Origin of the sequence: Bacillus safensis (genome assembly GCF_039619585.1) — a bacterium.
Classification (GTDB): Bacteria; Bacillota; Bacilli; order Bacillales; family Bacillaceae; genus Bacillus; species Bacillus safensis.
Map to the genome: position 1 here is coordinate 1744119 of NZ_CP154909.1, position 15107 is coordinate 1759225.

Sequence of the window (15107 nt, forward strand, 5' to 3'; positions counted from 1 at the left end):
AAGAGAAGGCGATCCAACAGCTTTCTCTTCTTTTTTAAAATAGTGGAGGATCAATCATGTGGAAAAAAGGAATGGCAAGCGCTGTTTTACTTGTGTTGATTGGTTTACTTGCGTGGAATTTATTTGGGCCAAAAGAGCCCGCAATCGGTCTTGAAAAAGGCGATCAGGCCCCTGATTTTGAACTGAAAACCCTTGACGGCAAAACCGCCTCGTTATCTGATTACCGAGGGAAAAAGGTGCTCGTCAATTTTTGGGCGACATGGTGTAAGCCGTGCAGGACGGAAATGCCGGATTTAGACGCGATTAGGAGCGAAAATGACCAAGTTGAAGTACTAGCGGTGAATTTAACGACCACTGAAAAGAGTGTGGATCATGTGGCAGCATTCACAAAAGAATTAAAGGTGAGCTTTCCTGTTTTATTGGACCAAAAAGGCATTCAAGCAAGATATCAGGTGCTCTCATACCCAACGACATACATATTAGACGAAAAAGGACGCATCATGTCTGTGAAGCATCAAATGCTGACAAAAAAAGAAATTGAAAAAGAGCTGGATCTATAATGATTCAGCTCTTTTGCTTATTTTCTAAATGTTTTGGCGAAAATGTAATCATACATATATGGAGGTGAGTGGAATGAGAAGAAGAAAACGACGCACATTTGAAGAGCTTGTGCTTGAAAATAAAAAAGAATTATTAAGCAATGAGGAATTTTTAAACCAGCTTGAAGAAAAGTTGGAAGAGCGATTTAGACAGAAATAAGTTATGAATTATCCGTTTTCGTTCATCCTAAAGAAGAGGGAGGGATGATAATGGGTAGAGAGCATGATAAACAAGCGCAGTTTACACCAGACCATTTAGGGACAAAACCTGTAGCATACAAACGGAATAAAGGTAAAAAGATGCATAATAAATCAAATGAACAGCCTGATGTGATACAGACGAAGGGCGAATAAGGAGGGAATCATGATGAATGACAAGTCCTATCAATCCAATCCAGATGATCGTTCTGATAATGTTGAAAAGCTGCAAGATATGATCGAGAACACTCTTGACAATATTGATGAATCTGAAGCAGCGATGTCCGTTTCAACAGAGACAGAAAAGCAAATGATCAAACAAAAAAACGAAAACCGCAAAATGAGTATTGACGCGATGCGTTCTGAGATCAAGGACGAAGAAGCGGCAAGAAAGAATGGCTATACCGAATAAACCAGGGATTCCTGGTTTATTTTATTGCCTCTTTTTAGAAGAACCATTTGGAATGTGGTAAAATGGCAGAGACAGACCTTAGGTTTTGATAGGAGAGCGATGAAAACGTGTATGTATCCAAAAAAGAAATAGAAGTCCGTTATGCAGAAACAGATCAAATGGGCATCGTGTATCATGCCAATTATTTAATTTGGATGGAAGTCGGCAGAACAGCATTGATTAAAGAATTAGGGTTTTCCTATGCACAGCTAGAAGCAGACGGCGCTCTTGCACCTGTGATAGACTTGCAGGTTCAATATAAAAAACCATTGCTGTACGGTGAAACAGCAACCGTTCATACATGGATTGAAGAATATAATGGTGTCAAAACGGTGTATGGCTATGAAATTCAAAAACCTGATGGACAAACAGCGATTACAGGGACAACCTCACATATATGTGTGGATAAAGACACCTTTAGACCTATTCAATTTAGAAAAGCCTTTCCTGCCTGGCATAAAGTATATGAACAGTCGAAGAAGAAGCAGGTTTAATTTATGGCTTTTGGTATTAAACGAAGCGATTTAAACGCTTGGAAATCAGCTGTCCAGCAAGGAAAAGTTGCTTTTTTAACACACTACTGGCTTGATGACCGTTTTCCAAATGCCAATACTGTCACAAAAGCAGCCTGTCAGGATATGAAGCGGTTAGTTGAGTGGGGAGAAAGACATGGACTAAAAAAAGAATGGATTCATGACCGCGAAGGGTTTCCTCATTTTGACTTGATCGGTGAGCCGCAAAAAAGAATTCTGCAAAAGGAACGATCTTTAGGGAACATTCAGGAGTTTGGGCTGTATATTGAAGTGTAAAACAAAAAAGATACCCGAGGGATGAGGTATCTTTTTTGTTTATTCATAATGAAATTCTGGTTCTTTCACGGACTCGTTATAATCAATATGCAGATCATGGTTGTCAAAGTACCAAATATCACTTTCCTCAATAAAGAAAGTAATACCTTCTATTTCAGCGGTTGCGCCGGCATTTTGAGGTTCATCTTTTGCGACGCCTAGAGAAAAGCCTTTTTGTACATTACTGCACCCGCCATATCTCACAAAAAAGCGAACTTGATCACCTTTTTCTAAATCTAATTCATCCTTGTACCAATTGAGTGCATCTTCTTTTATCGTTAATTTCAATGTGATCGCCCCTTTTTGAAGTCATGCTGTTTTTAAAATGCAGGATGCAAAAACAGCTTTTCTTTACTTTTACCACATATTTAAATGGATGAAACGGCTAGAGCCATTTGATTTTCGGTTCAGTTTTGTTGAGAATTCGTTTGAGGTTGGCGATGTGTCTGTAGATCACAAAGCCAGCAAGAACGGCAACAACAATGATTAAGAAAAGGTCTTTGGTGAATATGCTGTAAATGAATGTATAGATCCCGGTCAGCATAGATGATAGTGAAACATATTTACTAATGTATAAAAATAAGAAAAAAGCAGCGATCATCGTGATAAATAGGAATGGGGCATAAAATAGCAGCACACCGCCTGATGTAGCGACTGCCTTTCCCCCTTTAAATTTTGCAAAGACAGGAAAGCTGTGACCGATAACAGCAGCAACTCCTGCTAATAAGGGATGGATGTCCAGCTGCATGAAAAACGGTAGAGCTGAAGCAAGCGTCCCTTTTAGGATATCAGCAGTAATCACAATAGACCCTGCTTTTACGCCAAGTGTACGAAATGCATTCGTCGCACCTAGGTTTCCGCTGCCATGTTCACGGATATCGATTCCCTTTGCAGCTTTCCCGACAATGAGACCGGATGGAATACTGCCGAGAAGATAAGCCAAAATAAACATCAAAGCAATTAACATCTGCATAACTCCTTTATATTCTCCCTCTTGTCTTACATTTTAACATGATCTTGTGAAAAACATGGGGAACTTTTTTTGAAAAAATCGAAAGCAGATGGATTCAGCTTTGTTTTTAAGCAGAAATTCGCTAAAATAGAGGAAAAGGAGTGTTTGGATGAACAATCCTACGAAAGAAGAAATTGGCCGTATATTAAAGAGCAGTAAACGAATTGCTGTTGTTGGTTTATCAGATCAGCCGCACCGGACGTCTTATATGGTGTCTAAAGCGATGCAGGATGCCGGGTATGAGATCATTCCAGTGAATCCAACGATCGATGAAGCTCTCGGTGTGAAAGCAGTCGCTTCTTTAAAAGACATAAAAGAGCCTGTTGATATCGTCAATGTTTTCAGACGTTCAGAGTTTTTACCAGAGGTGGCAGAAGAGTTTCTCGAAATAGACGCACCTGTTTTTTGGGCGCAGCAAGGCATATATCACGAAGAAGCGAAAAGGCTGATTGAGGAAAATGGCAAGGTCGCCATCATGGATTTATGTATCAAGGTGGCTCATGCGATGACAAAAACTCATTAAATCGTCAAAAATCCTTGGTTTTTCAAGGATTTTTGCTTTTTTGTTGAAGAAATATATTTGCGATTCTGAAAGAAAGCGATAAAATAAGGCGACAGGGACATATCGGCGGCCTTGCATATCGAGAAAAAGAGCGATAAGATAAATATAGAACATTTGTTCTGTTTTGCTAAAACCATCATATGATTGCATTTGGCTTATGAAACAGTCTTGTTTATAATGGACTTCTAGTTCTGATTGCAGAATGTAGAATGATTCTCATAGCTGTGCAAAAGAGCATGTATTGGTGAATGACACATGCATGATGATGATGCAGCTTATTAAAGTGGACAGTAATGAGCAGCATGATCATCATTAAAATCTAGAGAGATCATTTGATGATTAGCCGGTTATGTTTGTTAGTGAAAGGGGATTAAGCATTTGGTTAAAAAGCAGCAAGTAGATTATAACGATGATTCTATTCAGGTGCTAGAGGGGCTTGAAGCGGTCCGTAAACGTCCAGGGATGTATATTGGATCTACGGATTCGCGCGGTCTTCATCACCTTGTCTATGAGATTGTAGACAACTCTGTTGATGAAGTGCTCGCTGGCCATGGAGATCATATCATTGTCAAAATACATAAAGATAACAGCATTTCCGTCCAAGATAAAGGGCGTGGAATGCCTACTGGTATGCATAAGCTTGGAAAACCGACACCTGAGATCATTTTAACGGTCCTGCACGCAGGCGGAAAATTTGGTCAAGGCGGATATAAAACAAGTGGTGGCCTTCACGGAGTTGGGGCATCTGTTGTGAACGCGCTGTCAGAATGGCTCACTGTCACAATTGAACGTGACGGATTTATTTATCATCAGCGCTTTGAAAACGGCGGTAAACCAGTCACATCACTTGAAAAAGTCGGAAAATCGAAAAAAACGGGAACACTGATTCATTTTAAGCCTGACCCTACCATGTTCAGTGTTACGACCTATAATTTCGATACATTATCAGAGCGTTTAAGAGAATCTGCCTTTTTATTAAAAGGGTTAAAAATAGAGTTGATCGATGAACGGCATGATGTACAAGAAACGTTTTATTATGAGACAGGCATTGAAGCCTTTGTTGCTTATTTAAATGAAGAAAAAGATGTTCTGAGTGAAGTCGTCTCATTTGAAGGAGAGCATCAGTCCATTGAAGTAGATTTTGCTTTTCAATTTAATGATGGCTATTCGGAAAATATCCTTTCCTTCGTTAATAACGTCAGAACAAAAGATGGCGGTACACATGAGTCTGGTGCCAAAACGGCCATGACGAGAGCCTTTAACGAATATGCACGTAAAGTGGCCCTTTTAAAGGAAAAAGACAAAAATTTAGAAGGCACTGACATTCGTGAGGGACTGTCTGCTATTATTTCTGTCAGAATTCCTGAAGAGCTGCTTCAATTTGAAGGACAGACAAAAGGAAAGCTTGGGACAAGTGAGGCACGCTCAGCTGTTGATGCTGTTATTTCTGAAAAGCTTGCGTATTTCCTTGAAGAAAACCGGGAAACAGCCACTCTTCTTGTGAAAAAAGCGATTAAAGCGCAGCAGGCAAGAGAGGCTGCTAGAAAAGCCCGTGAAGAAGCAAGGAGCGGCAAGAAACGGAAAAAGTCTGAAGCAACACTGAGCGGAAAATTAACACCTGCTCAATCTAGAAACCCAGCAAGAAACGAACTATATCTAGTAGAGGGTGACTCTGCGGGCGGGTCAGCAAAACAGGGGCGCGACCGTAAATTCCAGGCGGTGCTGCCGCTGCGCGGAAAGGTCATCAATACAGAAAAAGCAAAGCTTGCTGATATTTTCAAAAACGAAGAAATCAACACCATTATTCATGCAATTGGTGGAGGCGTTGGAGTCGACTTTAATGTAGAAGACATCAATTATGACAAAATTGTGATCATGACAGATGCGGATACGGATGGAGCGCATATTCAAGTGCTTCTCTTAACATTCTTCTACCGCTATATGAAGCCGCTGATTGAGCATGGCAAAGTGTTTATTGCACTCCCGCCTTTATATAAAGTTAGCAAAGGCTCAGGAAAAAAAGAGATTATTGAGTACGCATGGTCTGATGAAGAAATGGATGACGTACTGAAGAAAGTTGGAAAAGGGTACACGATTCAGCGCTACAAAGGGTTAGGTGAAATGAATGCCGACCAGCTATGGGAAACGACAATGAATCCAGAATCGAGAACACTTGTCAGGGTCAAAATTGATGATGCTGCACGTGTGGAACGCCGCGTCACAACTCTAATGGGTGACAAAGTAGAACCACGCCGTAAATGGATTGAAAAGAATGTCGCCTTTGGACTTGATGAGGAAAGCAACATTCTTGAAAATGAAAACTTGTCGCTAGCTGAGGAGGTTTAAACATGGCACAACAAGAACGATTTCATGATTTACCATTAGAAGAAGTAATCGGCGACCGGTTTGGCCGCTATAGTAAATATATTATCCAAGACCGTGCGCTCCCGGATGCACGTGATGGTCTAAAACCTGTACAAAGAAGAATTTTATATGCGATGTACGCAGAAGGAAATACGCAGGATAAAAACTTCCGTAAAGCCGCTAAAACAGTCGGTAACGTGATTGGTAACTATCACCCGCACGGGGACTCATCTGTTTATGAAGCGATGGTAAGAATGAGTCAGGAGTGGAAAGTACGGAATGTACTGATTGAGATGCACGGGAATAACGGGAGTATCGATGGAGATCCGCCTGCTGCCATGCGTTATACGGAAGCAAGGCTGTCTGCTATTGCTTCAGAGCTTTTAAAGGACTTAGACAAGGAAACGGTCGAATTTGTCGCAAACTTTGATGATACAAGTAAAGAGCCCGTTGTATTACCAGCGATGTTCCCAAACCTTCTTGTAAACGGATCAACAGGGATTTCAGCCGGGTATGCCACAGATATCCCTCCGCATCACTTGGGAGAAGTCATTGATGGCGTTATTAAACGAATCGAACAGCCGCATTGTACGGTTGAGGATTTAATGACGGTCATAAAAGGGCCAGATTTCCCAACAGGCGGTATCATTCAAGGTGTAGACGGTATTAAGAAGGCGTATGAAACAGGAAAAGGAAAGATTATGATTCGAGGCAAAGCGGAGATTGAAACCATCCGCGGCGGACGCCAGCAAATCGTGATCACAGAAATTCCTTACGAAGTGAATAAGGCGAACCTTGTCAAAAAGATGGACGAGTTCCGAATTGAAAGAAAAGTAGAAGGCATTTCAGAGGTCCGAGATGAGACAGACCGTACTGGGCTTCGAATCGTAGTAGAGCTGAAAAAAGAAGCAGATGCAAATGGTGTGCTGAATTTCTTATATAAAAACTCAGATCTGCAAATCCCATATAACTTTAATATGGTAGCGATACATAATCGAAGACCGACCTTAATGACGCTGACAACTATACTAGATGCATATATTGCCCATCAAAAAGAAGTGGTAACGAACCGCTCAGCGTACGAGCTTCGAAAAGCGAAGGAACGCCACCATATTGTCGACGGTTTAATTAAGGCACTTTCCATCTTAGATGAAGTCATTGCAACAATCCGCTCCTCTAATGATAAGCGTGATGCAAAGAACAACTTGATGGCGAATTATGACTTTACAGAAGCACAATCAGAAGCGATTGTTTCACTCCAGTTATATCGTTTAACCAATACAGATATTACGCAATTAAGAGAGGAAGCAAGAGAGCTAGATGTGAGGATAGCAGAGCTTGAAGACATTTTAGCGAACGAGAAAAAGCTGCTGAAGGTCATTACAAACAGCCTGAAAAAGCTCAAAAAGACATATGCTGATGAGAGAAGATCCGTTATTGAGGAAAAAATCGAAGAAATTAAGATTAACCTTGAAGTGATGATCGCATCAGAGGATGTTTATGTGACAGTCACGAAGGATGGTTACATCAAGCGAACAAGCCAGCGCTCCTATGCTGCCTCTAACGGTAAGGACTTTGGCATGAAGGATACTGACCGTTTGATTCATCAGTTTGAAATGAATACAACGGATGTTCTTCTGCTGTTTACGAATAAAGGAAGCTACATTTATTGTCCTGTTCATCAGCTGCCAGATATACGCTGGAAAGACATGGGGCAGCATATTACGAATATCATTTCGATTGATCGCGAGGAATCAATCCAAAAAGCCATTCCAATAAAAGAATTTGATGAAACATCATATCTTTTATTCTTTACGAAAGGCGGAATGGTGAAGAAAACAGAGCTTCTTCAATATAAAGCGCAGCGTTATTCGAAACCGCTTGTCGCCTTGAACCTAAAAGGTGACGATGAACTCGTCGATGTTCATGTCACAACAGGACAGCAGGAATTGTTTATTGCAACGAAAAATGGTTACGGTTTGTGGTTTGATGAAGAAGAAGTAAGTGTTGTTGGACCGAGAGCGGCCGGCGTCAAAGGAATCAATTTGAAGGAAGGGGACGAGGTAGTCTCTGGCCAGATCATCGATCCGAAAAACGATGTCCTTGTGCTCACGACACAAAGAGGGGCTGTAAAGCGAATGAACCTCTCTGAGTTTGATAAAACATCAAGAGCGAAACGCGGGGTTCTTATGCTGAGAGAATTAAAGAAAAACCCGCACCGTATTGTGGCTGTGATCGCTGCATCTCTGCACGATACACTTGAAATAGATACAGAAAAGGGTACAACGATTCCGCTTGAAATCTCTACTCTAAGAGCAAATGACCGTTATAGCAATGGATCATTTATTGTAGATGAGGAAGAGCAGGGAGAAGTGACTCATGTCCTTCTGACGCCTGAACGTGTGCCAGATGACAATAAATAAGCAAACGAAAACCCCCTGCGACTGGCAGGGGGTTTCTTTTATATACGGGTCTTTTAGCTCTCGTGGTTGCCAAACATGCTTGAAATGGCGTGCACTACTTCAATTCCTTGGTAGACGAAAAGAGAAAGTGAAGTGACAGAGAATAGACCTAGAATGAAAATTCTTAAGAAAAATAACATCGTGTAAAACCTCCCAATTTTTGTTTTGATTTAGATGGTTGGGTTAAACACGAGCTAGTCGGAAATAAGAAGATTGGTAGAACACTGCAAGTAAATGCTTCTTTTTCCGGTCAAATCGATCAGTATGAGTGATGCGTGCAAATCCAGCTGTCATACTGCCAATAATCAGCAGTGCTGTAAATGCGGCAAATACTGCGCTCACATGTTTTTGTTTCTTTTCATCGCCCATTGTCTGAACGATTTTCATTTCATGTGATTCTTGATCGGCAACCACCTTTGCATGATGGTATACCTGAACGGAATGAGGCATTGAGAACAAATGAAAACTTGCAAGTGCTATGCATAAAACACCTAATTTTAATAGCATATTTTTTTTCATTTTTCTCACCCCTTCCTGGTTATTTTCATGATCTTACCACGTTTTCAGTTATTTGAAAAGTCTTATTTTTTTACTTTCCCTCTTTAAAAAAGCGATAAACATCAGGACATCTATAGGACTGTTTCACTTCATGAAAGGTTTCAATTTTATTTTTTAAATTTAAAAAAAGTGCCATGATCATGGATCAGACACTTTTAGTGAGCTTGTAATGAATGCGGTTTTGCTACAGCTTTAGTAAAGATTCCTGCAATACATATGGCAAATAGAACAAAGATAAAGGCATGAAGCAGTCCTACTTGATTGGCAAGCAGCCCTAATATAGGAGGGCCGGAAAGGGAAGCTGTGTAACCAGATAAGGACACAATACTGACGCGTTTGACAGCGTACCGGCTATCATCGCCAGCTGCAGAAATGGTCAGCGGAAAGCCTAAAGATGCGCCAAGTCCCCATAAAAAGATCGATATCATACATACAACAAGTGAAATTTTTAAAATGACTAAGAATAGGCCGGCAGCTGCTGATAAAATCGCAACTCTTAGCAATAACACTCTGCCAAAGCGATCGATCAAACGTCCGCTGATCAGTCTACCACTAATCATGCCGCACAAAAACAAAGCATAGATGACTGTACTCATGGAATGTGAAACTTGGTAGCCATCTACCATTGCAAGTGGAATCCAATCATTGGCCGAGCCTTCGACAAACGCAAGACATAAGGCGATCATCGCAAGAGATATCGTTCGTTTGTTCAGCCATGCCGTTTGACTAGACTCAACTGTATCGGGCTGCTTCTCATGCTGATCCTTTCCTGTCCCATGCGGGATAAACCGTGTACAAATCAATATGCTGAGGAACAGCAGAAGGGCAATAGCGAGAAGGTGTATCAATACAGAGATGCCTAGATGGATAAAAAGAATACCAGCACCTGCTCCAATTAAAGTCCCAATACTAAAGGAAGCGTGCAATATAGGCAGAATGGTTTTCTTGATGCTGTATTCAATCTCTGTTCCTTCTAAGTTCATCGCTACATTACACATGCCAGAGCCTGCGCCAAAAAGAAAAAGACCGGCAGTGACGACAAAGATAGAAGAGAGCGTTGAACCAATGGCAAGAGTAGTGAATCCAAGGAACATCAAAAAAGCACTGATCACAATCGCCACTCGGCCGCCTTTTTTGCGGACGAATACATTTGAAAGAACAAGCCCAACAATTGAACCAACAGATAAACCGAGTAAAATAAGTCCCATTGTTCCTGTGTTTGCTTGTAATAAATCTCTAACTTCCGGTGTCCGTGAAAACCATGTAGAAATGGAGATTCCAGACATCGTAAAGATCACAATAATTGCTTTATACCACTTTAATTCCATCTAATCCCTCGCATTTAAAGATATATATATGTTATTGAACAAATCTACTCGATTATAAATGAGACTTGCTGATTCGTAAATAACTTGCTGCAGGAACATGATTAATTCTAGCCAAAAGAAATCATTCCTTCCCAATTCTTTTGATGAGAAGGTAAAATAAACATAAAGAGGCGGTAGGATGGAAATCATATCGCATCGGTATAAATAGAAGGGAGGAGAGGAACAACATGAAAAGTGAAAAGGAAAAAATGATTCAAGGAGAACATTATGTATCTAGTGACCAAACACTGATCGCAGATCGTGAAAGAGCCAGACAATTGACATACGCATATCAGCAAACCAATCAGCAAGAAAAAAGAGCATCCATTTTAAAGGAATTATTAGGCGCTTGCGGAAATGATGTCGTTTTTGAAGGAAGACTGCAGTGCGATTACGGATACAATATCGAGATTGGTGAGCATTTTTTTGCAAATTTTGATGCAGTGTTATTAGACGTTTGCAAAATTACCATTGGACATCACTGTTTATTAGGTCCGAATGTACATATTTATACGGCTGGACACCCGCTTGATCCGATAGAACGTGCAAAGGGCATTGAATTCGGCAAACCAGTCACCATTGGAAACCATGTATGGATTGGCGGCGGTGCTATTATTAATCCAGGTGTCACAATTGGCGACAATGCTGTCATTGCATCTGGTGCCGTTGTGACAAAAAGTGTTCCAGCAAACGTGGTGGTTGGCGGAAATCCTGCGAAAATCATTAAATATCTTGATGAATCAAAATCTGGCGAATAAACGGCAGATTTTGATTTTTTCTATTTTGTCTCAATAAGATAAGTATACTTAATTATGAGACAAGAGAAATTCGTTTAATGTGTAGCTTCCTAGAATATATATTATGTAAACTAGGAAATGAGAATACATATTAGCGTCATTCCATTATTTGAATCTCCATCCCCCATGATGTTGTGATATAGAAAAATCCAAGAGGGCTCAGCTCTCTAACTTTAACATCAGGCTGTTCTGCAAAATATTTCAAAGCCTCTTCTATATTGGTCACTGTAATAGCTAAATGAGCTACACCGATATCACTCGGTTTTAGGTGAACATTCTGTTGATCTGGCGTCGACCATTGGACCAGTTCGATCTTTCTACCGCCGTATTGCAAAAATGCCGCCCCTTCTACAACTGAATGATCGTGAACCCCAAAGTATCTTTTAAAACTATCGTCTTCAAAGTGCATCCGTCCTGGCCGGAACAAGACTTCAAAACCCAAAATATTAGTGAAGAATTCAACTGCTGCTTCGATATCGGGTACTACAAATCCTGAATGCTCTATTGTGCCTTGAAAAATTGTATTTTTCATATCGCTAAACCCCTTTGATTTTTTTGGAAGTAAACGATTAATTATAAAGTAGTATTTAATGCAGCCATATAACACAAGTACCGATGATGTTGGCACTACTACAAGATTTAGAACAACAATACCTGAGCCTTGAGATACTATATTATTTTTTTGTAATTTCTATCTTTTTTGATTATCCATTAAAATTTACATGTTCCATCTGAACAATAATCATCGAGCGACGACTCTAATTTATGCTCTTCAACCTTAGCATTCGCGTACTCTTCTTTCCAAACCTGTTGTAATGTTTCTAAAAATACTTCGCTAGGTTGTGCTCCTGAGATGACATATTTATCATTCACTACGTAAAAGGGAACGCCCTGAATCCCAATTTTTGATCCCTCGGCTCTATCAGCTGCAATATTCTCGCTATATTTATCATTTGCTAAAACATCCAAAGCTTCGTTGCCATCAAGACCTATTTCACTTGTAAGTTGAGCAAGTGTTGCGTGATCACCGATATCTAGTGAATCCGTGAAATGAGCTTTCAAAATACGCTCCATAAACTCCCGTATCTTCCCTTTCTCTTTTGCATAATAAGAAAGACGAAGTGCATCATATGAATTCGTGGGAATCATTGTATCAAATTGATAATCTAATTCAACATCTTTTGCTTTCTGTTTCAATTGATTGTTCAGTACTTTTGCTTTTTCATATGGGACACCATGCTTGGAGGATAATACTTGATGGATATCCATTCCTGTATTTTTTTTCGCATATGGATCTAATTGGAAATGACGAAATAAGACTTCTACCTCTTCTTTATATTCAAACTGTTCTAACCCTATTTCAAATTGACGTTTGCCAATATAACAAAACGGACAAACAAAATCAGACCAAATTTCTACTTTCATCATATGTTCCCCCTTTATGATTTTGATGAATGTGCGAGGGGGATTATGTTAATAAACATCTTTTTAACTAATCCCACCAAAGCTCTTTTTTAAAAAGTTCGTGCTGCCGCTTTTGCCTTTTCAATTGCTGCAGCAACAACTTCTTCTTTCTTAGTTGGATCATAGTCAATACCTTCAACAAAAATCGTTGGTTCCACTTCAATTCCAACAAACTTTAGCGCACCTCTCACGTAAGAATCGGAATGTTCCATTCCAATTGCCTGCGAATAAAATCCTCCCATTCCATGAATATGGATTGCTTTTTTTCCTTTCATCAATCCTTCTGGACCTTCTGCTGTATATTTAAACGTTTTTCCAGCACTCATGATTGTATCAAAATAGGCTTTTAATAATGGTTGGATTCCTAAATTCCACATTGAAGACTGAATGATGTATTTATCTACTTCCATAAATTGCTTTGTGAATGCATTCACTGCTTCTATTTTTTGTGCTTCAACATCTGTTAGCGCTTCGCCACTTCTTAACTTCTTTTGTCCAGTTAAAAAATCAGCATCAATTAATGGAACATTTGCATAATAGACATCTACTTCTATTATTTCATCCGTTGGATTTACTTCCTTATATTCATTGATAAATGCTCTAGCAACTTGCGTACTTCTTGATTGTTCCTCACTTTGGGGTGTTCCTTTAACAAATAATACTTTTGACATAATCATTTCCCCTTTATGATTTTGATGAATGTTTTTTGTTCCTAAACATTTTTTGAATACTTATTAAAAGAATTTACACGTTTCATCTAAACAATATTTTCGGTATGATCCCTACAATTTTTGCTGAATCAACACCCTCACACAAAAAGCTGAATTAATGATTATAGACAATGGGCATTTTTCCGATTAATTGGCTTTGCCTAGCGGCTTCATACATGAGTTTAGCGACATTTTCCCTTGATACGGACATTTTAGCTGGCTGATCGCCGAATGAATAACCGTAAGATTGCCCTTTGTATTTGATATTAGGATTAATGATTCGAACGACTGTCCAATCCAGGTTTGATTGTTTAATCAGTTCTCCTATCTTCTTCATTTCGGCATAACCATTTGGCATGAAAAGTTTAGGTAGTATTCTCGGCAGTATCGTCGATAAGCTTTTCTTATCGTCTTCAGATTGCAAGGCTGGCGTCGCGAGTGTAATCAATCTTTTTTTGGTGAACTTCTTCATCGCTTTGACAATCCGGTTATGTCCGTCGGCAATCGGTGTGCCTTTTCGTTTTCGCGACAAATCAATCCCGGGGCCTAAGGTGCTTATCACGACATCAGCTTCTGAAACTGCCGTTTCAATAGCTGAAGTGTTCGTTAGTTCCCCCGTTACAATGCGTAAATTCGAATGCTTTTGCTTGATTTTCTCAGGGTTTCTAACATATACCGTAACGAAATCTCCGTTTTCTAATGCGAACTGTGTTAAAAGTTGACCGATTGCACCAGTTGCACCAAAAATAGTGATGTTCATGGTCTTCTATCTCCTTTTGTTATTCTGAATGATCACAATTATTTCCTTGATCAAAACTTTTTCGTAATAACATGTGTTATTTAAGCAACGCGCGTTGTATAATTTGATGATAAGATGAAAAAGAATAATAAACAATAACCAAAATAGCCAATATGTTGTTTACGCAACACTTCTATTGTATTGTCGTTTTTAAACACCATATGAACCCTTAAAAGGAGAAGAAAAAATGATTATGCCAAAAAAAGATCCAAGAACACTTCGTACAAGACAATTGATTGTAGACTCTTTTCTTTCGTTAGCTAGTGAAAAAGATTTCAACAATATAACGGTACGTGATATCACAGAAAAGGCTACTATTAACCGCGCTACATTTTATGCGCACTTTGACGATAAATTTGATTTATTACATTCTACAATCACCAATACATTTACAGACAAATTGAAAAAAAGATTAAATGATCACGATGGATTCAATGAAAAAGTCATTGCAAATATTTTTCTAGCCATGTGTGATCACCATAAAGAGCTAAGCGAATTATGTCCTAAAGGTTATCATTCTTTAGGAACGATTATAGAAAGTAAAATTAAAGAGGAGTTACAGAAGCTCATAGCTGATCTTGTGCTAAAAGGAACTGAAAATACGATTGAATTAGAGGATAAACAATTGATAACAATCCTATCTACTATGCTAAGTTGGGGGATATACGGAGCTGCATACACATGGAATAAGGATGGTAGACCTATTTCATCAGAAGAGCTAGTGACTAAGACCCTGCCTATCTTTAAAAATGGTATGAGTAAGTATTTTCTTTAATGAATATCAATTATTTTCAGCCATTTTAAAGTAGCCTTTATTAATAAATTACGCAACAAATCGTTATTAGAATAAAACAGTTGCTGTAATTGGCAGTGGGCATTCTTTAGCTGCCGATTATGAGCAGGCTCGATTTGTTTT

20 protein-coding genes are annotated in these 15107 nt (G+C 39.4%); 11 read left to right on the forward strand and 9 right to left on the reverse strand.

The annotated features are described in order from the left end of the window. The first annotated feature begins 56 nt into the window (after window positions 1-56). From AAYR28_RS08845 to AAYR28_RS08870, 6 genes are all read left to right on the forward strand, one after another. Window positions 57-560: a TlpA family protein disulfide reductase gene (locus tag AAYR28_RS08845; RefSeq protein ID WP_024425141.1), complete on the forward strand. Its 504-nt coding sequence runs from the start codon at window positions 57-59 to the stop codon at window positions 558-560. A 73-nt stretch (window positions 561-633) separates the two neighbouring features. After that, window positions 634-759: an FbpB family small basic protein gene (locus AAYR28_RS08850; RefSeq protein ID WP_003211002.1), complete on the forward strand. Its 126-nt coding sequence runs from the start codon at window positions 634-636 to the stop codon at window positions 757-759. Window positions 760-809: 50 nt separating this feature from the next. Further along, complete coding sequence (locus tag AAYR28_RS08855) at window positions 810-953, forward strand: acid-soluble spore protein N (protein ID WP_008357830.1); 144 nt, start codon at window positions 810-812, stop codon at window positions 951-953. Window positions 954-966: 13 nt separating this feature from the next. Continuing rightward, the gene (gene tlp, locus AAYR28_RS08860) at window positions 967-1209 is read left to right on the forward strand and encodes a small acid-soluble spore protein Tlp (RefSeq protein WP_024425142.1); all 243 of its coding nucleotides are present in this window, start codon (window positions 967-969) and stop codon (window positions 1207-1209) included. Between the two features lie 107 nt (window positions 1210-1316). Next, window positions 1317-1742, forward strand: coding sequence for an acyl-CoA thioesterase (locus AAYR28_RS08865; RefSeq protein ID WP_065214407.1), 426 nt, complete (start codon window positions 1317-1319; stop codon window positions 1740-1742). Window positions 1743-1745: 3 nt separating this feature from the next. After that, on the forward strand, window positions 1746-2057 hold the full coding sequence (locus AAYR28_RS08870; RefSeq protein WP_101677141.1) for a hypothetical protein: 312 nt from the start codon (window positions 1746-1748) through the stop codon (window positions 2055-2057). A gap of 39 nt (window positions 2058-2096) precedes the next feature. Here the strand turns inward: AAYR28_RS08870 and AAYR28_RS08875 are convergent, their stop codons facing one another. Both AAYR28_RS08875 and plsY read right to left on the reverse strand, forming a co-directional pair. Continuing rightward, window positions 2097-2384, reverse strand: coding sequence for a HesB/YadR/YfhF family protein (locus tag AAYR28_RS08875; protein WP_024425145.1), 288 nt, complete (start codon window positions 2382-2384; stop codon window positions 2097-2099). A 97-nt stretch (window positions 2385-2481) separates the two neighbouring features. Then, window positions 2482-3063: a glycerol-3-phosphate 1-O-acyltransferase PlsY gene (gene plsY, locus AAYR28_RS08880; protein ID WP_024425146.1), complete on the reverse strand. Its 582-nt coding sequence runs from the start codon at window positions 3061-3063 to the stop codon at window positions 2482-2484. A 154-nt stretch (window positions 3064-3217) separates the two neighbouring features. Here plsY and AAYR28_RS08885 point away from each other — a divergent pair, with 154 nt between their 5' ends. From AAYR28_RS08885 to parC, 3 genes are all read left to right on the forward strand, one after another. Beyond that, window positions 3218-3631: a CoA-binding protein gene (locus tag AAYR28_RS08885; protein ID WP_034283453.1), complete on the forward strand. Its 414-nt coding sequence runs from the start codon at window positions 3218-3220 to the stop codon at window positions 3629-3631. Window positions 3632-4048: 417 nt separating this feature from the next. Beyond that, window positions 4049-6016 carry a DNA topoisomerase IV subunit B gene (parE, locus tag AAYR28_RS08890; RefSeq protein ID WP_039178939.1) on the forward strand — a complete coding sequence of 656 codons (1968 nt, stop codon included), beginning with the start codon at window positions 4049-4051 and terminating at the stop codon, window positions 6014-6016. Window positions 6017-6018: 2 nt separating this feature from the next. Then, on the forward strand, window positions 6019-8457 hold the full coding sequence (gene parC, locus AAYR28_RS08895) for a DNA topoisomerase IV subunit A (protein WP_254001704.1): 2439 nt from the start codon (window positions 6019-6021) through the stop codon (window positions 8455-8457). A 53-nt stretch (window positions 8458-8510) separates the two neighbouring features. Here parC and AAYR28_RS08900 read toward each other — a convergent pair whose 3' ends face one another. The 3 genes from AAYR28_RS08900 to AAYR28_RS08910 form a co-directional block, all read right to left on the reverse strand. Continuing rightward, window positions 8511-8636 carry a hypothetical protein gene (locus AAYR28_RS08900; RefSeq protein ID WP_255222231.1) on the reverse strand — a complete coding sequence of 42 codons (126 nt, stop codon included), beginning with the start codon at window positions 8634-8636 and terminating at the stop codon, window positions 8511-8513. Between the two features lie 43 nt (window positions 8637-8679). After that, window positions 8680-9015, reverse strand: coding sequence for a hypothetical protein (locus AAYR28_RS08905; RefSeq protein WP_034283456.1), 336 nt, complete (start codon window positions 9013-9015; stop codon window positions 8680-8682). Between the two features lie 194 nt (window positions 9016-9209). Next, complete coding sequence (locus AAYR28_RS08910) at window positions 9210-10382, reverse strand: MFS transporter (protein ID WP_254001705.1); 1173 nt, start codon at window positions 10380-10382, stop codon at window positions 9210-9212. Window positions 10383-10609: 227 nt separating this feature from the next. Here AAYR28_RS08910 and AAYR28_RS08915 point away from each other — a divergent pair, with 227 nt between their 5' ends. Beyond that, window positions 10610-11179: a sugar O-acetyltransferase gene (locus tag AAYR28_RS08915; protein WP_254001706.1), complete on the forward strand. Its 570-nt coding sequence runs from the start codon at window positions 10610-10612 to the stop codon at window positions 11177-11179. 136 nt (window positions 11180-11315) lie between these two features. Here AAYR28_RS08915 and AAYR28_RS08920 read toward each other — a convergent pair whose 3' ends face one another. The 4 genes from AAYR28_RS08920 to AAYR28_RS08935 all read right to left on the reverse strand — a co-directional run bounded on the left by AAYR28_RS08920 (window position 11316) and on the right by AAYR28_RS08935 (window position 14152). Next, window positions 11316-11750, reverse strand: coding sequence for a VOC family protein (locus AAYR28_RS08920; RefSeq protein WP_046311224.1), 435 nt, complete (start codon window positions 11748-11750; stop codon window positions 11316-11318). 179 nt (window positions 11751-11929) lie between these two features. Beyond that, complete coding sequence (locus tag AAYR28_RS08925) at window positions 11930-12643, reverse strand: DsbA family oxidoreductase (protein WP_046311226.1); 714 nt, start codon at window positions 12641-12643, stop codon at window positions 11930-11932. A gap of 89 nt (window positions 12644-12732) precedes the next feature. Further along, entirely contained in the window at window positions 12733-13353 is a 621-nt protein-coding gene (locus AAYR28_RS08930) for an FMN-dependent NADH-azoreductase (protein WP_061109931.1), read from the reverse strand. A 154-nt stretch (window positions 13354-13507) separates the two neighbouring features. Then, on the reverse strand, window positions 13508-14152 hold the full coding sequence (locus tag AAYR28_RS08935; RefSeq protein ID WP_098676919.1) for an NAD(P)-dependent oxidoreductase: 645 nt from the start codon (window positions 14150-14152) through the stop codon (window positions 13508-13510). A gap of 226 nt (window positions 14153-14378) precedes the next feature. Between AAYR28_RS08935 and AAYR28_RS08940 the strand changes: the two genes are divergently transcribed. Next, window positions 14379-14966 (forward strand): TetR/AcrR family transcriptional regulator, encoded by a 588-nt coding sequence (locus AAYR28_RS08940; protein WP_034283465.1) that lies wholly within the window; start codon window positions 14379-14381, stop codon window positions 14964-14966. The last annotated feature ends 141 nt before the right edge of the window (window positions 14967-15107 follow it).